The organism is Acinetobacter sp. YH12117 (assembly GCF_013418865.1).
Lineage (GTDB): Bacteria > Pseudomonadota > Gammaproteobacteria > Pseudomonadales > Moraxellaceae > Acinetobacter > Acinetobacter indicus.
In genome coordinates this window covers 119,784-139,058 of sequence record NZ_VPBF01000002.1, presented here as the reverse complement: position 1 = coordinate 139,058, position 19,275 = coordinate 119,784, and the positions used below count along the sequence as shown (strand labels likewise).

Below are 19,275 nucleotides of genomic sequence, written 5' to 3'. Positions count from 1 at the left end.
AGAGGTAAATTCGAAATTTATTTTTTTTAAGATAAAAAAGCAATAAATCAATAAAAAATTATACTTTTTTGAAATAACTTTATATCGTGAGTACAAAAACTTATAAAGTATTCGTATTGCTGAAATTTTAAACTCTTTTTGAGTTCAGTGACTTTTCTTTGCGCGATTCGAACACAAGTTCAGCAATAGACCAAAGCACAATCACCATTAAAATGAGCGAAGCAACAATTAGTGCGGTCAAATATGTCATTTTGCTATTCCTGTTGAGGTTAAGCCTAAAGTTGGACATTGGCCTGAACTACGACCTATCTACGACAAAAGTCTAATGCTTAAATTATCTGCTGAATAGCTTTTTTTTCACTTTTTTAATAGTAATTTTCTATATACTCATTTATTTTAAGTCTTAATAACTTTTAATTTATATCTAAAAACAATAAGTTGTTAGATTATATTCTGCGGCTAAACAGGTCTTTATTTTTTCTGCACAGTTGCACAAATTAACCCTTGACTCTAAAGCCGAACAAGCACAAATTATGCGCTTTCGTTTGTTTTACTCTGTACCCATGTTAAAAAAATTTATTGGCGAAGCTGCATTTAAAGTTGCCGGATGGAGCTATAACGTCGAACCTGATATTCTGGAAGATAAACAGGTCATTATTGGTTTTGAGCATACCTCGATGCTCGATGCAGTGCTATCACTGGCCATCTTCCAAATTTTCGACATGAAAATTCATACCTTAATCAAGAAAGAATTATTCAAAGGTCCACTTAAACCGGTACTTGAAGCCGTGGGCGGTATTGCGGTTGATCGTAAAGCCAATCAGGACATCGTGGGACAAATGGTGGAGCTGTTCCAGCGCAATGAAAAATTCAATCTGGTGATTGCTCCTGAAGCGACCCGTGCCAAAAATGGTGAAGCACGTAAGCCAATTCGTACCGGTTTCTGGCATATTGCCAAAGCCGCCAATGTGCCGATTGTGCTGATGTATGCCAACTCTAAAACCAAGCAAGGCGGGATTTTTGGTAAAATTTATCCAACCGACCTGGCGCATGATCTCGCGCTGATCAAACAGCTCTATAAAGAAAACACCGGATTGGATATTATTATTCCAGACGTGAAAACAGCGTAAATTTTTCAGTTAAAACTTAAAACCCTGCCCTTTTTTCAGAAAAAGGGCTTATGGTAGAATCTGTGCAATTCGATCGGCATACAGCCAATCTACAAGGAGCATATTTCGCATGGCGGGTCATTCCAAGTGGGCCAATATCAAGCATCGTAAAGCCAAACAAGATGCTAGTCGTGGTAAGTTGTTTACCAAATACATTCGTGAACTGACAACTGCTGCTAAACTCGGCGGTCCGGATGCAGGGAGCAACCCTCGCTTACGTGCTGTAGTCGAAAAAGCATTATCGGTCAACATGACACGTGATGTGATTAACCGTGCGATTCAACGTGGTGCTGGCGGTGAAGATAACGATGACTTAAAAGAAGTCACCTATGAAGGTTATGGTGTCGGCGGTGTGGCTGTGATTGTAGAAACCATGACCGACAACTTAAACCGTACCGTACCAGACGTTCGTCACTGCTTCTCTAAAACCGATGGTAACTTAGGCACCAACGGTTCAGTGGCCTTCTTATTCACCAAACGTGGTGAAATTACGTTTGAAGATGTGTCTTTAGAAGATCAGATCATGGACGTGGCATTAGAAGCCGGTGCAGAAGATATTGAAGTCTCTGAAGATGAAATTCTGGTGATTACCACTCCAGAAACGTTTGGTACCGTTCAGGATGCTTTAGCAGCAGCAGGTTTAAAATCTGACAATGCTGAAGTGGTGATGAGCCCATCAACCAAAGCTGAAATCACCGACATCGACCAGGCTAAAAAAATCATGAAAATGATTGATATGCTTGAAGATCTGGATGATGTTCAGAACGTTTATACCAACGTTGAATTCTCTGATGACGTTTTAGCAGCCTTAGATGCTTAAAACTTACAGATAAAAAACGCGCTCATCTGGCGCGTTTTTTATTTCTTAGAAATTAAACTTTATTGAGCAAATTCGAGCAGTTTAAAACATTATATTCTTTAATCACGAAGCTCGAATGCAGCGCCACCACATGGTCAATTTTACCAATGCGTTTGAGTAAAATTTCACTGTAGTTTTCCATATCCCGCGCAATCACTTCTACAATAAAGTCAGCGGTTTGCCCGGTCACCAAAAAGGCATTAATCACTTCGGGAATATTTTCCAGTTCTTCCAGAAACTTGGCAAAGGTATCGGTATCATGTTTACTCAGCGACACCTGCAACAGGACATGCAGACTAAAGCCGAGTTTCTGGTAATTAATTTCCCGCTTTAAACCTGAAATAATATTATGATCAATCAGGCTTTTAATCCGGCGATGTACCGAACTCACCGACAAATTCACCCGCTCCGACAGTTCATTTAAATTGACATCTTCATGACTTAAAATTTCAAGAATATGCTTATCAAAGCGATCCAGTTCCATTTTTATACTCTTTTTAACAGGCAATGACACTTTATAATTTTAGCCGAATCAGTACCACAACAATATTTATTTCTCATTATTTTTTCATCTATTGAAATTTTTTTTCAAGATATGATGTGCAGACACAACTGTAGCCTAACGGATCAGACCTCTGCCATTTATCTTGATCTTTTAAAAACAGATAAACGGTTAGCTTCAATAAACCGCTGTTTTCTCAAAAATTTCCTTCTCTCTACTGCGTTTAAATTTCCTTCTCTCTACTGCGTTTAAATTGCCTTCTCTGCCCAAATACAGCTAATTCCAGAACGTTCATCTTTTACAAGTGTATACAAATAGATTAAAAAAAGATGCGTTTCAACACCAGCAAAACAAAAACATAAGAACACAAGGAATCGTCTTCATGGCTTTTAAATCTTTCAGTTTGCTGAAAAGCAAGCTCAGCCCGGTTTTAACTGTCGAAACCCAAACCAGCAGCTTTTTCAGTGGCATCAGCTCGACCTTGTCGAACTGGTTTGGACAACTCACCAGCCCCTCTACCCCAACCCTCGACAGCTTATTGCAAAGTCTGTTGTCTGGAAACAGCCTGGACAGCAGCAGTCTTAGCAATTTAATCAGCCAGTTTACAGGAAGTAATAGCGGCAGTTTGGATATTTCTAGCCTGATTAATCAACTGACCCAAGCCAATGGTGGCAGTTTTGATCTGGGCTCAATTAGCAATTTAATTGGTGGTTTAATTGGCGGTGGCGGTGGCGCTGGCGATATTGATATTGGCGTAATCGTAGAACTGGTAAGCGGCCTGATGGGTGGTGGTTCGGATGATCTCGACATCGCAGCGATTACTGAATTGGTTGGTGGTTTAATTGGCGGCGGTGCTGGTGACTTTGATATCGGCGCAATCGTAGAACTGGTGAGCGACCTGATGGGTGGTGGTTCAGGCGCTATCAACATTGCAGCGATTGCTGAATTGGTTGGCGGTTTAATTGGTGGTGGCGCTGGCGATATTGATATCAGTACAATTGCCGGATTAGTCAGTGGATTAATCGGTGGTGGTTCAGGCGATCTCGATATCACAGCGATTGCTGAATTGGTTGGTGGTTTAATTGGCGGCGGTACGGGTGACTTTGATATCGGTGCAATCGTAGAGCTGGTAAGCGGTCTGATGGGTGGTAGTTCAGGCGATATCGACATCGCAGCGATTGCTGAGCTTGTCGGTGGTCTCATCGGTGGTGGCGCTAGCGATATTGATATCGGTGCAATTGCCGGATTAGTCAGCGGATTAATTGGTGGTGGTTCAGGTGATCTCGACATTGCAGCCATTGCTGATCTGGTCGGTAGTCTGATTGGCGGTGACGCCGGCGACTTTGATATTGGTGCAATTTCAGAACTGGTCGGTGGCTTAATCGGTGACAATACGGGTGAAATTAACCTTGAAACGATTTCTGAACTGTTTGAAGGACTCATCGGCAATAACACCGGTGATCTGAACCTTGAAACACTGACCCAGTTATTTGAAGGTCTGACAGGTAGCAGCAGTGAGTTTGATTTAAGTGTCTTACTTGGCGGTCTCACAGACATCAGCAGTGGTTTTGATTTAGGCGGCTTACTGGAAGGTCTGACTGACGGTGGCACAGACTTTGACCTAGGCAATCTCACTGACAGCTTGGGCGATGCATTAGGTTCAACTGACTTTAATCTGGAAGATCTGTTACAAGGTGCCAGCACAGGAGCAGACAGCAGTCTGAGTCTGGACAACCTGTTGCCTGAACTTCAGGAAGCTCTGCAATCGACCAGTACAGAGAGCAGTAGCAGCAACTTTGACCTGCTTAGTCTTGCACCGCAACTGCCTGCAATTGATCTGGATTCATCTACCCCCTTCATTTAATAGAGTTGATAAAGTCAAAAAAATACGCGCTACAGGCGCGTATTTTTATGGTTGCCGTTTAAATACCGCGCCAGTCCACACGGGCATGACGCTCGGTCTGATAAATTCTCAGTACATATTGCCCTAAGGGTAAATCACTGAGTTCCTGTTTAAATTGCAGGAATTGTTCAGACAAGGTTTCGCCCTGCTCTTTTTCCCACGGTGTATCCTGAATTTCCAGAATCGGAGCCAGCATGGAACAGACCGCAATATCCGCCAGGCCTAAACGCTCACCGACAAAATATGCGCCACCATTGGCTATCAGACGCTGGTTTAATTTGGCTATTAAACGGCGCATTTCCTGTTCCGATTCATCAACCTTGTCCTGATCCAGCTGATAGCCTTTGGAAATCAGCATCTTCATAATCGGTTTGGAATATTTTTCAAATTGACGTAAATAACCTTTTTCACCAATCAGCAAATCTAAAGGCTGCTCACTTTCAGATAAAGTATGTGCCAAGCCCCAGCGACGAACGTGATAGCCCAGAGTCGAGGCCAACTGGTCAATCTCCAGTGCTTCATTGCGCTGTGTCGGGTCTGGGCGTAATAAGGTATGCTCCGGATACACCTCATCTAAATACAGGGCAATTTGGGTACTGTCCGCAATCCATTGATCCTGATCGCGTAAAATCGGCAGCTTGTTTTGTCCGGTTTTTAGCTTGGCAAAAGCACGGTGCACACCCGGAATTAAATTCTGCGCGTTATAATCCAGTTCCTTATGATCCAGCAACCAGCGTGCTTTTTCACAAAAATGAGATAAAGGAAACTGGTACAAAATACGCATATCTTCTCCGTCAATTTTTATTTTTTGTTCAATAATTTGAACAGCCAACATCCATTGGCTACTTTAGTCATACTGCTGCTGAAAAACAATGCGCTTTTTATTCAAAAATCGCCGGTATTCGGCCAAACGCTTCATCAAGCGTATTTAGGTCAGGCTATCCTGTTTAAAAATCAACAAAGATACGGCACGCATTACCCACCATCCGCAGCACATATTTCAGAAATATGCTTTTTCAACAAACATCCCCGCCATGACCTGACTTTATGCTGGCTTTCATGTAAAATCAGCGACAATTTTTGAATAACACTTTGTGAGTCATTTCATGGGTTTTAATTGTGGTATTGTAGGTCTGCCTAACGTTGGTAAATCGACTCTTTTCAACGCCTTAACCAAAGCTGCAATTGCTGCTGAAAACTTCCCGTTCTGTACCATTGAGCCAAACACCGGTATTGTGCCGGTGCCGGATGCGCGTTTAGACAAACTGGCGGCCATTGTAAACCCACAACGTGTCCTGCCGACCACCATGGAATTTGTGGATATCGCCGGTCTGGTTGCAGGTGCTTCAAAAGGTGAAGGTCTGGGTAACCAGTTCCTCGCCAACATCCGTGAAACTGACGCGATTGCTCACGTGGTGCGTTGTTTTGAAGATGAAAACGTCATTCACGTCAATGGTAAAATTGACCCGCTGGACGATATTGCCACCATCAACACTGAACTTGCGCTGGCCGACTTAGAAACGGTATCGAAAGCCGTGACCCGTTTAACCAAAACAGCCAAAGGCGGCGACAAAGAAGCAGTTGCGACCAAAGCCGTGCTAGAAAAAATCCTGCCATTACTGGATGAAGGCAAACCGGCACGTGCAGCCAATCTGGACGATGACGAACGTAAACTGATTCGTGGTTTTGGTTTATTAACCTTAAAACCCACCATGTATATTGCCAACGTGGCGGAAGATGGCTTTGAAAACAACCCGCATTTAGATGCAGTACGTGAACTGGCAGCAGCTGAAAATGCGATTGTAGTACCACTCTGCAACCAGATTGAAGCCGAAATTTCATTATTAGAAGATGATGAACGTGCTGAATTCTTAGAAGCAATGGGTATGGAAGAACCGGGCCTGAACGTGGTCATCCGTGCAGGTTATGGCTTACTCGGCCTACAAACTTACTTCACTGCCGGTGTGCAGGAAGTACGTGCCTGGACGGTGAAAGTCGGTGCAACCGCTCCACAAGCGGCAGGTGTCATTCATACCGACTTCGAAAAAGGCTTTATCCGTGCTGAATGTGTGGCCTATGATGATTTCGTACAATACAACGGCGAAGCCGGTGCCAAAGAAGCAGGTAAATGGCGTTTAGAGGGTAAAACTTACATCGTACAAGATGGTGATGTTTTACACTTCCGTTTTAACGTGTAATCGCCTGATATCAATGAAAAACCCTCAAATATTTGAGGGTTTTTTTATACTCTTTTTTTGAAGAGCAATCTTTGGCTCACCACAATTTAAGCAAGAAAATTAATCAATCAGCGAACCGATCTTGATATCTTCTTTGATTTACTGAGATGTTATTGAATTCCCTACGCTTTCCAGTTCTCGAAAGTGCTTGATTCCAGTGCACTCCTCCGCACTACAAGTGCTCATCAATTCCAGAACTGCACCAGAATATTACAAGGTTGATGGTGTAGTGTAATTGCTGTTCTTAATTGCAAAGATCAATTTAATACGGCGGCGCCATTAAAAAAGCGGAGCCAGAACTCCGCTTATTGATGCTTCAGGATGCTGTTGCAATCGCATTGCCTTTTTGTTTGGGATCGGTATTGCCCAGTTCCGGATGGGCAATTGCATCGGCACATTGCTGTTTATCACGTTCATAATCGGCCTGTTTCTGGCTTACCGTTGCGCTACTTTCTAACGTCGCACGCGCCCAGATTTCCAGGCTGGTGAGTGCTTTACGGCATAAAGCATATTTACCTTCGGTGACTGAATCGGTCATTTTGACGTTAATGCGCCATTCGGTACTTAACTGGCGTGCCGGTTTGCGTACATTATCTTCTATTAAATTGCGCTGTTTGCGATAAACATAAGGTTCCACCTCATTCATCAGCTTCCAGGCCGCTTCTGCATACGCCGTTGCATCATTGGTCAGTTTCGGTGCAGGTTTAATTTCCGGCTTTTCACCGGACTGATCGCCCCCACAGGCCTGTAATAACAGGCTACTGCCCAGTACAGTTGCAACCACAAATTGACGTGTTTTGAACATCCACATATCTGGCTCGCTTCAACAAACATTTCGGCACTATGCTAGTGAATTCGGGTACAATACACAATCATCATTTGACTCCTTGTTCAACTCTCCTTCAGGTGTGTCGTGTCTGAACACAAAACGCTTTCCACACAGCCAGCCGGTTTTTGGCAAGGCGCTAAAGATAGCCAAGCCATTATTTTTACTTATCTCCCCGTTTCTTTTGCATTTGGCGTTTCGGCGACCCAATTCGGTTTTAGCGCCTGGGAAGCCCTGTTTTTATCCTGCACCATGTATGCCGGTGCCAGCCAGTTTCTGGTGGTGGCTCTGTTAGGCAGCGGCACCTCCATCTGGATGACCGCCCTGACTGTCATTGCACTGGATATTCGCCATCTGCTCTATGGCCCGGCCTTAACCAACCTGATTCAGGATCGGCTCAATTTAAAGAAAACTGCGATCTGGGCTTGGGGGCTGACCGATGAAGTCTTTGCTTCCGGCATGATCAAGCTGTCGCAGCGGCGGCAACAATGGTCGGAATCCTGGATGCTCGGCTTAAGTCTGTTTAGCTGGATGTCATGGGCGCTCGGTTCTTTACTGGGTGGTCTGTTTGCCGATCAGGTCAGTAAGCTGCCGCAGTTTTTACAGGCCGCACTAGATTTCCTGTTACCGGCACTATTCCTGAGCTTCCTGCTGGCCGCCTTTGAGAAAAAACATACCTTTGTGGTCAGTGTGACTTTGGTGGTATCTGCCATCGCCTGCTATTTCATTGACCTGTCCGCCGCCATCTTTATTGGTATTTTATCGGGCATTTTTGCAGGTCTGTTCAAACACTATGTCTTAAAACAACCGGATGATGCATACGCAGGAGGCTCACATGAATCTTGAAATTATTCTGGTCGGGATTGTGGTCGGCATCGCCAATTTTGCTTCACGCTTTGGACCGTTTTTTGTGATTCAGAAGTTTCAGCAGGACTCACAAAAACGGGGTGCCCTCTGGCTAAAGATTGCTTTGGGTTCAATTGGTATTGCCGCAATCAGTTCAATGCTGGTGGTCGCGACCTTGCCACCGTTACTGGAAACGCCCAATAAAAGTTTTGCCATGCTGGTCGGATTTATAGTGCTGGCCGGGCTGTATTTTAAATACAAGAAAATTGTACCGGCCACGCTGACGGCAGCCGTGACCTATGGCCTGATTTATACCTATATTCCATTTTCCTTCTAGGTTTTGACTTTAAAACCAGATACATTGACGCAGTGCAGCAGTTGCGCTGCGTCGCAAAGCTATATTACCTCTTGCTCACTGCACCTAAAAATTGTTGGACAAAATCACGATTTTCTCCGAATCGGCACTAACATCGCGGTGCAGTTCTGCTATGCTAAAAGCCCATAAAATCAAGCATGGATGAATTACATGAGCGTGACGATTGGTACTCCTCTTCAAGCTTCGGCATTTAAAGTATTGCTATTGGGTTCAGGAGAATTGGGGAAAGAGGTGGTGATTTCTTTACAGCGTTTAGGTGTAGAAGTGCATGCCGCCGACCGATATGATCATGCCCCTGCCATGCAAGTGGCGCATCATGCCCACACGATTAATATGGCCGATCCTAACGCGCTGAAACAGCTGATTGCTCAGGTGCAACCGCATCTGATTGTGCCGGAAATTGAAGCCATTGCCACAGAAGTGCTGCTGGATATTGAAGCGCAAAACGTTGCTACCGTGATTCCATCAGCCAAGGCAGTCAATCTGACCATGAACCGCGAAGGAATTCGCCGTCTAGCTGCAGAAGAACTGGGACTGCCAACCTCTGCCTACCGTTTTGCCGACTCGCTGGAAAGCTTCCGCGCAGCCTGTGATGATATTGGCTACCCAAACTTTGTGAAGCCGGTGATGTCCTCCTCAGGCAAAGGCCAATCTCGGGTAAAAAGCTTTGATGAAGTCGATGCCGCCTGGGACTATGCGCAAACCGGTGGCCGTGTGAATCAGGGCACCGTGATTGTTGAATCGCAGATTGATTTTGATTTTGAAATTACCCTGCTCACGGTACGCTCTAAACATCCAGAAACTGGTGACATTGAAACCTCATTCTGCGACCCGATTGGCCATCGTCAGGATGCCGGTGATTATGTGGAAAGCTGGCAACCACAACCAATGAGCAGCCAGGCCTTAGCAGAAGCCAAACGCATTGCTCACAAGGTTACCAGCGCACTTGGCGGCTGCGGTATTTTTGGAGTAGAACTGTTTGTCAAAGGCGATCAAGTGTGGTTTAGTGAAGTGTCACCTCGTCCACACGATACCGGTTTAGTCACTTTGGCCTCGCAATACCAGAGTGAATTCGAATTACATGCCCGTGCGATTCTCGGCTTGCCGGTGAACACGGCGCGTCATAGTGTGGCTGCCAGTGCAGTGATTTATGCCGGTGTAGATGACCAGAACCTGTCATTTTCTGGCTTGAATCTTGCTTTAGCTCATCCGGATACTGATTTACGTCTGTTTGGCAAACCGGAAGGCTTCAAGCGTCGCCGCATGGGTGTGGCCACTGCCCGCGCAGAGACCACTGAGCAGGCACGTGAGCTGGCTTATGCTACTGCACAACACGTCAGTGTCAATCAAAACTAGTCGCACAACACGGAACGCTGTTCATGATCAACACCTTACCCTTGCTGAATTATGTAAAAAGTAACCATGACATTCAGGCCATCAATCAGTGGCGAAGTGATGTTGAACATCAGCTGGGAGAATGTTTTGAAAATGGACATTCGATCCGTGACATTATTCTGGCGCGCTCCAATTTTATTGATGAGGCACTGAAATTCCTGTGGCAACATGCCGGACTGGACCAGACCGATTTAGGCCTGTTTGCGGTGGGGGGTTATGGCCGCCGCGAAATGTTGCCCTATTCCGATGTCGACATCATGATCCTCTCGGAAGATGAAATCTCGCCGGAACAGGAAAAACTGATTTCAACCTTTATTTCATCACTGTGGGATGTCGGTAATTTCAAACCCGGCATTAGCGTGCGCACCATTCAGGATTGCGTAATTCAGGCCACCAATGACCTGACCGTAGCGACCGCTTTAATTGAAGCACGGTTGATTATTGGCAATGAACATCTGGCCAAATGGCCACGCCGGATTGTGTCGCAAACTTGGACCGATAAAACCTTTTTTGATGCCAAGATGGAAGAGCAAGCCAAACGCTATGCTCAGCACAACCATACCGAAAGCAATTTAGAGCCGGATATTAAAACTGCACCGGGTGGCATCCGCGATATTAACCAGATTGGCTGGATTGCCAAACGGCATTTCCGTGTCAACCGTATTTATGATCTGGTGCATCTGGGTTTTATTTCCGAGTTTGAGCTGGGCGTGCTGGAAGAGGCTGAAAGTTTCCTCTGGGAAATTCGCCATTATTTGCACCTGCTGACCAAACGCGATGAAAACCGCCTGCTGTTTGATTATCAGCGTGATATTGCAGCCAAGTTCGGCTATGTCCGTGAAGAAGGAAAATCACCCAATTATCCGATTGAACAGTTCATGAAGCGTTATTACCGCACCGCGCAGCAGGTGTCGACGCTAAATGAAATGTTACTGGCCTATTTTAATGAATCGGTGATTACCCCGCGTCTGCCGCAATATGAACGCCAGATTGAAGAAATTAATGAAAACTTCAAACTGGTCGATGGCAAACTGGCGGTGCAGCATCACAAGATTTTTTCTGAAAAGCCCAGTGCGATTCTGGAAATTTTTTATCTGCTGGCCAATCGTCCTGAAATTACCGGTATTCGCGCCCGCACCTTACGTCTGCTGACCCTGGCTGCCAAACGCATTGACCGCGATTTTCGTGATAATCCGGTCCATCAGGCGCTGTTTATGGCGATTTTACGCTCGCCGTACCGTTTATATGACACCATGGTGGCAATGAAACGCTATGGTGTATTGGGCAACTATATTCCGGCTTTCGGGCAAATTACCGGCCTGATGCAATATGACCTGTTCCATATTTATACCGTCGATGCGCACACCCTGCTGCTGATTCGCAACCTGAACCGCTTTAAAGAACCGGAATTTGCCAAAGATTTCCCGGTGGTCAGCTCGGTGTTCCAGCGTCTGGCGCGTCGTGACATTGTCTATCTGGCCGCAATTTTCCATGACATTGCCAAAGGTCGTGGTGGCGATCATAGTGAACTTGGCGCCGCCGATGCGATTGCCTTCTGCCGCACGCATGGCTTTACCGAACGTGAATGCAATCTGGTGGCCTGGCTGGTGCAAAACCACCTGCTGATGTCGGTCACTGCACAGAAAAAAGATATTTCCGATCCGGATGTGGTCAAAGCTTTCGCCGAACTGATGGGCGATATGGAACATCTGGATTATCTGTATACCCTAACTGTGGCCGATATTAACGCCACCAATCCAACCTTATGGAACACCTGGCGCGCCTCGCTGATGCGCCAGCTGTATACCCATGCCCGTGATGTGATCCGTTCCGGCCTGGGTCGTCCGGTGGATTATCAGATGCTGATTGAAGACACCAAATTTGCGGCCAGCGAATTACTGGTCGAGGATTTCTCGCTGGAAGAAGTGGAAAAAGTCTGGCAGGAACTGGGCGATGAATACTTCCTGAAAGAAACCGCCGATGAAATTGCCTGGCATACCCGCGCCATCTTGCAGCACAGTGACAATCCGGCACCTTTAGTACTGATGCGCGCGCATCGTAAATATGCGCAAGATGCCGTGCAGATCTTTATTTATACTCAGGATCAGCCAAACCTGTTTGCCACCACCGTGGCGATTTTAGACCGCATGAATCTGGATGTGCAGGACGCGCGGATTATTACCGCCACCAAAGCCTTTAGTTTAGATACTTATGTGGTACTGGACCGTTTTGGTACCCTGCTGACCGATGCCGAGCGTCAGGACACCGTGATTCAATCACTGGTCACTGCATTAAGCCAGTCAGACAAATATCCGGGGCTGATGCAGCGCCTGATTCCGCGCCAGCTGCGCCATTTTGATATTGAAAATACTGTCGACATCAGCCTGAATGCCGCACTCAACCAGAACATGGTGGAAATTGCGACACTTGACCAGCCGGGCTTACTTGCCAAAGTCGGCGGCTTGTTTATGATGCAGGGGCTGGATATTCATTCTGCTAAAATTGCCACCCTAGGCGAACGTGCCGAAGATATTTTCTTTGTCACCAAAAAAGATGGTACGCCTATGAATGCAGAAGAAGCCAAAAGCTTTGCGGCCAAATTAAAGGCAGCACTTGATGAAGCCTCAAATCAGGTGTGCCAACATTAACATCAACCTATCGGTAACGATTACATGAACTCAAGTTTGTCTTTATTGCACCCTTATCCATTTGAAAAGTTAAACCGACTTTTTCAGGATATACAACCGGCCGATTTACCGCTGATTCCCCTCTCAATTGGAGAACCGAAGCACCCGGCACCGGAATTTGTAAAACAGGCCATTATTGACAACTTCCAGCATTTATCGACTTACCCGAACAGCAAGGGTCTGCCTGAATTACGCCACAGCATTGCCCAGTGGCTAAGTCGCCGTTTCAAGCTAAACAGCATCAGTGCAGATCACCATGTTTTACCGGTTTCAGGTACCCGTGAAGCGATCTTCTCTTTTGTACAGGCACTGGTGAAACGTGAAGATGCACCGTATGTGGTGATGCCAAACCCGTTTTACCAGATTTATGAAGGCGCAACCTTACTGGCCGGGGCCAAACCGTATTTCATTAACTGTACCGAAGACAACCAGTATTTAGGTGACTTTGATGCCGTGCCGGCCGAAGTCTGGGAAAAAACTGCCTTGCTATTTGTCTGCACGCCGGGCAACCCGACCGGTGCGGTACTGTCCAAAGACCAGTTTAAAAAGCTGATTGCACTGTCCGATCAATACGGTTTTGTAATTGCCTCAGATGAATGCTATTCAGAACTGTGGTTTGATGAAGCACCGACTGGCCTGCTCGAAGTTTGTGCCGAAATAGGCCGCGACGACTATAAAAACTGCGTGGTTTTCCATTCCCTGTCCAAGCGCTCCAATCTGCCGGGGATGCGTTCAGGCTTTGTTGCCGGCGATGCCGATTTACTGAAACCGTATTTGCAATACCGTACCTATCACGGTGCAGCCATGCCGGTACAGCATCAACTGGCCTCTATTGCGGCTTGGGATGATGAGCAGCACGTTGAAGACAACCGCGTGCAATACCGCGCCAAATTTGACTTGTTCCAAAGCGAGCTGGGGCAACTACTCCCTTTACAAAAACCGGATGCCGGTTTCTATTACTGGCTCAAAGTTGATAATGATGAAGCCTTTGCCAAAATGCTGATGGAAAAAGCGCATATTAAAGTGTTGCCGGGCCGGTATTTATCGCGTGAAACCGAGCAAGGTAATCCGGGTGAAAATCATGTCCGTTTAGCCTTGGTGGCCGATATCGCCCAGTGCGAACAGGTGATTCAACGCCTCAAAGCGATTTTGTAGGTGCTGATATTAAAAAATCCACTCTATTGAGTGGATTTTTCATTTTAGGCAGGACTAAACACTGTTTGCATGGATGAGGATCATCCCCAAAATTAAAGCTGATGCTGAAGTCGCTTGTCCTGTATTAACCTTGTAAAGCCTGTTCAATATCCTGTTCCAATGCATCCGGCTTGGTGGTTGGTGCATAGCGATTCAGCACTTTGCCATCTTTACCAATTAAAAACTTGGTAAAGTTCCACTTGATGCCGTTGCCCAAAATGCCTTTGCTGTTATTGGTTAAATAACGGAAAATTGCGTGTGCTTCCGGGCCTTTGACATCGACCTTGGCAAACATGGGAAAGCTGACCCCATAATTTTTCTGGCAAAAGGCCCCGATCTGCTCATTGGAACCGGGGTCCTGGCCACCAAACTGGTTACAGGGAAAGCCGAGCACCTCAAAGCCTTGGGGCTTATATTTTTCATACAGCTTTTCCAGTCCGGCAAACTGCGGGGTAAAACCGCATTTGCTGGCGGTATTCACCACCAATAAAACCTTGCCTTCATAATCGGCAAATGATTTATTTTTCCCATCTAACAACTCAGCCTCAAACTGATAAATGTTGGTCATGGATAGGTTTCCTCATCACTTTTTTCTTGTGTTTTTAGTTCTAATGACGCCGAGTTGACACAATAGCGCAAGCCGGTCGGTTGCGGTCCATCATCAAAAACATGGCCCAAATGTGCATCACAATGATGACAGACAATTTCGGTACGCACCATGCCATGCGACTGATCGTTATGTTCTTCCACGACCCCCGGGGCAATCGGACGGTAGAAACTTGGCCAGCCACTGCCGCTGTCGTATTTGGTATCGGAAGAAAATAAGGCTTCTCCACAGCAACGGCACACATACACCCCATCCTGTTTGCTGTTCCAGTATTTCCCTGTAAAGGCCGGTTCGGTTCCTTTTTGTCGTGTAATCCGAAACTCTTCTGGTGATAACTCTCTTTGCCATTCTCGGTCTGTTTTATTGAGTTTTCCCATCACTAACTCCTTTAAATCTTTGACATTCAATGTCATGCTTCAGTACTTCCATATTTACGCTAGAGCTTGCAAAATATCTAGCTAAATTTCAGTATAGATTGTGATAATTGCGTAATCTATTTTTTGCTAACAGAAACATATAATTGGATGGAATTATGTCCACAGGTAACACGACTCCTCGCGAAATTAAAAAATCCTCAAAACTCGAGCATGTATGCTACGACATTCGCGGACCTGTGTTACGAGCGGCCAATGAAATGGAAGAGGCCGGCCATAAAATTATTAAACTGAATATTGGTAACCCCGCCCCCTTCGGCTTTGAAGCCCCGCAGGAAATTATTAACGATGTGGCGCTGAACCTGCCAAATGCAGTCGGTTATACCGACTCCAAAGGGATTTTCCCGGCACGTAAGGCTATTTGCCAGTATTATCAGCAAAAAGGCATTTTTGACCTGCACGTTAATGATGTCTATATCGGCAATGGCGTGTCTGAGCTAATCGTAATGGCCATGCAAGGCCTGCTGGATGATGGCGATGAAATGCTGATTCCAATGCCGGACTATCCACTATGGACGGCGGCGGTCAATCTGTCGGGTGGTACGGCCATTCACTATAAATGTGATGAAGAAAACCACTGGTATCCAGATCTGGCCGATATGGAAAGCAAAATCACACCCAATACCCGCGGTATTGTGATTATTAACCCAAACAACCCGACCGGTGCGGTTTATCCACGTCATGTGCTGGAACAGATTGTCGCGCTGGCAAAAAAATATGACCTGATTTTATTCGCCGACGAAATTTACGACAAAATCGTGTATGACGGCATTGAGCATGTGTCGGTTGCAGCCCTGGCTGGTGATCAGCTGTGTATTTCATTCAACGGTTTATCTAAAGCCTACCGTATTGCCGGCTACCGTTCTGGCTGGATGGCCATTACTGGTGACCGTTCACGCGCAGCCGACTATATTGAAGGTCTGGACATGCTGGCCTCTATGCGTCTGTGTGCCAACCATCAGGCGCAATATGCGATTCAGACCGCGCTTGGTGGCTATCAGTCAATTAATGACCTGATCCGTCCGGGTGGCCGTCTGTATGAACAGCGCAATATTGCCTGGGAAATGCTAAACGAAATTCCAGGTGTATCTTGCGTCAAGCCAGAAGGTGCGATGTACTGCTTCCCGAAACTGGACCCGAATGTCTATGCCATTGAAGATGATGAAAAGCTGATGCTGGATTTCCTGAAAGCCGAGAAAGTGCTACTGGTTCAAGGCACCGGCTTTAACTGGCCAACCCCAGATCATTTCCGAGTGGTGTTCCTGCCAGCTGAAAATGAATTACGTGAAGCGCTTAGCCGTTTAGGCCGCTTCCTGGCGAAAATCCGCTAAGCTGAAATACAATAAAAAAAGCCGTGACCAATTCACGGCTTTTTTGTGCAGACGAGAAAGATTAAAACGATTTCAGCGGATTGCCGTATTGCTGTAAATAGGCCTGCCCCAGCGCTTCCGAACCTTTAAAACTGAGATGATCATCATCCTGATTTCGGTACAGCGGCGTTCCCTCGACACTTAAATCACATTGCTGCGCATCACACAGCACCTTGGTCGGCTCGACCACAATCAGTTGTGGATACTGCTGCTGCAATTCGCTCATCCACTGATAAATTGGTGCATTGCTCTGCTGGAACTCCTCTGCCGACACCGCGCATTCACGCTCAATCCCCAGCCATTCACGGCGTAATGAACAATTGGCCTGATCTGGATCAATCACCGGGACATCCATCAGCATCACCACATGCTCGCTGCTGGCCAGCGCACTATCTACCGCGGCCTGTAAACCGGCAAAATAACTGTCTAAATGATCCGCGACCTGACTGCCCTCTTCTGCGCTCGGATGCAGATCATGCCCGGCATCTAAATACTGGCTAAAGGCGGCTGACATCACCACAAACTGGTAATGATGCTGCTTTAAATGCGCCTCAATGGCATCATTGCGGGCTTGAAAGGCAGCCACTTCATGCTCACCACGGCCACGCTGGACGCCCGGTAAATAAATAGTGGTATCCTGAGTGCTGTCATAGCCGCGCAGTCCGGCATCTTTGGCCCAGACATCCAGCAGTCCGGTATAGCTGTTGGCATGTGAGTCACCTATCAGCATAAAATCAATCTGCGGTTTTTCCACGCCCAGCACACAGTCTTGCGGATTGGCCAGCGTTTCCGGATTGGGAAAGCTGTGACATTTCTGCCGGATGCCATGCGCAAACGAGTTTAAGGCCGCCATCTGGTTTTGTACTTGCGGACTTAGGCGCTCCGGAAAACCCTGATGCTGGCTGACCAGCTGCGCCAGACCAATAAAACAGAGCGCCGGCGCCACAAAACCGCTCAGAATGACCTTGTAATTGGCAGCCATCACAAAACCTTTGCTCGGCTGTTCAATATAACGATAAGTCAGATAGGCCAGCGCGATACTGAGCAGCACCATGGCCAGCTGATAACCGGCATTAACCGGCAGCATATAGATACTGAACAGTACAATTACCGGCCAGTGCCATAAATATAAAGGATAGGAAATTTTGCCCATCCAGAGGCTAAAACGATTGGTCAGCACCACATTCTGCGACTGCACGCTCTGGCCGATATAAATAATCAATGCGGTTGCCAGACATGGGATCAGCGCCATTGCACCCGGAAATGGTGTGACATGATCAAACCACATTGCTGTGCCTAACAATAGCGCCAGACAACTCCAGACCAGCGTTTGCGCCAGCCATTTTGACCATTTTATTTGTGGCAAAAAGCAGATCAGCGCACCCAAGAGCAGTTCAAAGGCGCGGACCGGCATACTGTAATAGGCTTTCTCGGCATTCACGCTCAACTGCTGCTGCGCATACAGCAACGACATGAGAATAAAAGATCCGACCATCAGCAGACCCCATTGCCGGTTACTTCTTTTCATAAAGCACAGCAGAATCAGCGGCCAGAAAATATAGAACTGCTCTTCAACACCCAACGACCATAAATGCAGCAGCGGCACTTCATTGACACTCTGACTGAAGTAATCACCGACTTCACGCTGCATATAAATATTGGCCATCAGAAACGTGGCATAAAAGACACTGTCGAAATAACGACTCAGCTCATCGGGCAGCATCACCTGCCAGGCCACCAGACTCACCACACTCAGTACAGTAAAATAGGCCGGTGCCAAACGCACCACCCGCTTTTTATAAAAGCGACCGATTGAGAAAGTCTGGTTCTGGATTTCTTTGCTTAAAATTAAGGTAATTAAATAGCCCGAAATCACAAAGAAAATATCGACGCCAATATAACCACCGGGGAAAATAGACAGGCCAATATGATTAAAAATCACCAACAGGACGGCAATCGCTCTTAAACCGTCAATATCGGCGCGATAGGCAAAACTCATGAACGTGCAGGGGAAAATTGAAACGTGGCTTATTGTAGACCTTTTCAGTCAAAGATCAATTTTGGATACACAGCGACGACAACATCGCTTTCAGGCTATACTGGGCATCATATTATGTGGGGGTGAGGGATGAGCAACTATAAAGTGCGTCTGCTGGATATTCAGAACCAGTTACAGAATTATATTTGGCTGCTGGAACATACCATATCCAGAGATGTGATTGTGGTCGACCCCACCGAAGCCGAACCGGTGGAACAGTATTGCCGTGAGCATGGTTTAAATTTAAGCCAGATCTGGCTGACTCACTGGCATAAAGACCATATTGGGGGTGTGCCGGAGCTGCTGCAATCACGCAATATTCCAGTGTATGGACCACGCGAAGAGCTGAGTAAAATCCCGTTTATCACCCACCCTTTGCAGCATGAAGCCCATTTTAAATTTCATGATCTGCAGGTGGATGTACTGGCGGTTCCCGGCCATACCCTGGGGCATATTGTGTATTTTATTGATGCCATCGATACCCTGTTTTGCGGTGACACCCTGTTTGCGATGGGCTGCGGCCGGGTTTTTGAAGGCACCTTTGAGCAGATGTATCACTCTTTAAACCGTCTGGCGGCATTACCAGCGCGCACCCAAGTGTACTGCACCCACGAATATACCCTGTCCAATGCCAAATTTGCCCTGCATGTTGAACCGGATAATCTGACGCTGCAACAGCGTTATCAGCAGGTGGAAGATTTACGCCTGCTAAATCAGCCGACCTTGCCAAGTACAATTGAACTGGAACTGCAGACCAATCCTTTTTTACGGGTGGACAGCGTCGAAGAATTCCAAAAATTACGTGAAATGAAAGATAATTTTTAAAACGGTT

18 protein-coding genes are annotated in these 19,275 nt (G+C 46.4%); 12 read left to right on the top strand and 6 right to left on the bottom strand.

The window, feature by feature from the left end; translation table 11 throughout:
- The first annotated feature begins 563 nt into the window (after window positions 1–563).
- Entirely contained in the window at window positions 564–1,130 is a 567-nt protein-coding gene (locus FTU55_RS01805) for a 1-acyl-sn-glycerol-3-phosphate acyltransferase (RefSeq protein WP_005177219.1), read from the top strand.
- 109 nt (window positions 1,131–1,239) lie between these two features.
- Window positions 1,240–1,989, top strand: a complete 750-nt coding sequence (locus tag FTU55_RS01800; protein ID WP_005177213.1) for a YebC/PmpR family DNA-binding transcriptional regulator — start codon at window positions 1,240–1,242, stop codon at window positions 1,987–1,989.
- Between the two features lie 52 nt (window positions 1,990–2,041).
- On the opposite strand, the gene FTU55_RS01795 is transcribed toward FTU55_RS01800, so the two are convergent.
- A complete protein-coding gene (locus FTU55_RS01795) occupies window positions 2,042–2,512 on the bottom strand; it encodes an Lrp/AsnC family transcriptional regulator (protein ID WP_005177212.1) in 471 nt (156 codons plus the stop codon).
- A gap of 400 nt (window positions 2,513–2,912) precedes the next feature.
- Between FTU55_RS01795 and FTU55_RS01790 the strand changes: the two genes are divergently transcribed.
- On the top strand, window positions 2,913–4,394 hold the full coding sequence (locus tag FTU55_RS01790) for a hypothetical protein (protein WP_180045970.1): 1,482 nt from the start codon (window positions 2,913–2,915) through the stop codon (window positions 4,392–4,394).
- Window positions 4,395–4,452: 58 nt separating this feature from the next.
- Here FTU55_RS01790 and FTU55_RS01785 read toward each other — a convergent pair whose 3' ends face one another.
- On the bottom strand, window positions 4,453–5,217 hold the full coding sequence (locus tag FTU55_RS01785) for a glutathione S-transferase family protein (protein ID WP_180045968.1): 765 nt from the start codon (window positions 5,215–5,217) through the stop codon (window positions 4,453–4,455).
- 54 nt (window positions 5,218–5,271) lie between these two features.
- Between FTU55_RS01785 and FTU55_RS01780 the strand changes: the two genes are divergently transcribed.
- Together FTU55_RS01780 and ychF are read left to right on the top strand one after the other, a co-directional pair.
- Entirely contained in the window at window positions 5,272–5,517 is a 246-nt protein-coding gene (locus tag FTU55_RS01780; RefSeq protein WP_168390519.1) for a hypothetical protein, read from the top strand.
- A 22-nt stretch (window positions 5,518–5,539) separates the two neighbouring features.
- On the top strand, window positions 5,540–6,631 hold the full coding sequence (gene ychF, locus FTU55_RS01775) for a redox-regulated ATPase YchF (RefSeq protein WP_005177206.1): 1,092 nt from the start codon (window positions 5,540–5,542) through the stop codon (window positions 6,629–6,631).
- Between the two features lie 355 nt (window positions 6,632–6,986).
- Here the strand turns inward: ychF and FTU55_RS01770 are convergent, their stop codons facing one another.
- Window positions 6,987–7,481 (bottom strand): hypothetical protein, encoded by a 495-nt coding sequence (locus tag FTU55_RS01770; protein WP_005177204.1) that lies wholly within the window; start codon window positions 7,479–7,481, stop codon window positions 6,987–6,989.
- 102 nt (window positions 7,482–7,583) lie between these two features.
- On the opposite strand from FTU55_RS01770, the gene FTU55_RS01765 reads away from it, so the two are divergent.
- The 5 genes from FTU55_RS01765 to dapC all read left to right on the top strand — a co-directional run bounded on the left by FTU55_RS01765 (window position 7,584) and on the right by dapC (window position 13,955).
- Window positions 7,584–8,342 (top strand): AzlC family ABC transporter permease, encoded by a 759-nt coding sequence (locus FTU55_RS01765; protein WP_045795021.1) that lies wholly within the window; start codon window positions 7,584–7,586, stop codon window positions 8,340–8,342.
- Entirely contained in the window at window positions 8,332–8,679 is a 348-nt protein-coding gene (gene ygaH / locus FTU55_RS01760) for an L-valine transporter subunit YgaH (RefSeq protein WP_104472645.1), read from the top strand. The genes FTU55_RS01765 and ygaH overlap by 11 nt, the downstream gene beginning before the upstream one ends.
- 189 nt (window positions 8,680–8,868) lie before the next feature.
- Window positions 8,869–10,074 (top strand): formate-dependent phosphoribosylglycinamide formyltransferase, encoded by a 1,206-nt coding sequence (purT, locus tag FTU55_RS01755; protein WP_075166701.1) that lies wholly within the window; start codon window positions 8,869–8,871, stop codon window positions 10,072–10,074.
- A gap of 23 nt (window positions 10,075–10,097) precedes the next feature.
- Window positions 10,098–12,761 (top strand): [protein-PII] uridylyltransferase, encoded by a 2,664-nt coding sequence (gene glnD, locus FTU55_RS01750; protein WP_075166700.1) that lies wholly within the window; start codon window positions 10,098–10,100, stop codon window positions 12,759–12,761.
- Window positions 12,762–12,785: 24 nt separating this feature from the next.
- A complete protein-coding gene (gene dapC, locus FTU55_RS01745) occupies window positions 12,786–13,955 on the top strand; it encodes a succinyldiaminopimelate transaminase (RefSeq protein ID WP_104511227.1) in 1,170 nt (389 codons plus the stop codon).
- A gap of 124 nt (window positions 13,956–14,079) precedes the next feature.
- On the opposite strand, the gene FTU55_RS01740 is transcribed toward dapC, so the two are convergent.
- Window positions 14,080–14,562, bottom strand: a complete 483-nt coding sequence (locus FTU55_RS01740; RefSeq protein WP_104469920.1) for a glutathione peroxidase — start codon at window positions 14,560–14,562, stop codon at window positions 14,080–14,082.
- Window positions 14,559–14,978: a peptide-methionine (R)-S-oxide reductase MsrB gene (gene msrB, locus FTU55_RS01735; RefSeq protein ID WP_005177175.1), complete on the bottom strand. Its 420-nt coding sequence runs from the start codon at window positions 14,976–14,978 to the stop codon at window positions 14,559–14,561. The genes FTU55_RS01740 and msrB overlap by 4 nt, the downstream gene beginning before the upstream one ends.
- A 155-nt stretch (window positions 14,979–15,133) precedes the next feature.
- Between msrB and FTU55_RS01730 the strand changes: the two genes are divergently transcribed.
- Window positions 15,134–16,366, top strand: coding sequence for a pyridoxal phosphate-dependent aminotransferase (locus tag FTU55_RS01730; protein ID WP_005177173.1), 1,233 nt, complete (start codon window positions 15,134–15,136; stop codon window positions 16,364–16,366).
- Window positions 16,367–16,427: 61 nt separating this feature from the next.
- Here FTU55_RS01730 and FTU55_RS01725 read toward each other — a convergent pair whose 3' ends face one another.
- On the bottom strand, window positions 16,428–18,404 hold the full coding sequence (locus FTU55_RS01725) for an acyltransferase family protein (protein ID WP_180045966.1): 1,977 nt from the start codon (window positions 18,402–18,404) through the stop codon (window positions 16,428–16,430).
- 129 nt (window positions 18,405–18,533) lie between these two features.
- On the opposite strand from FTU55_RS01725, the gene gloB reads away from it, so the two are divergent.
- Window positions 18,534–19,268 (top strand): hydroxyacylglutathione hydrolase, encoded by a 735-nt coding sequence (gloB, locus tag FTU55_RS01720; RefSeq protein ID WP_180045964.1) that lies wholly within the window; start codon window positions 18,534–18,536, stop codon window positions 19,266–19,268.
- Window positions 19,269–19,275 lie beyond the last annotated feature (7 nt).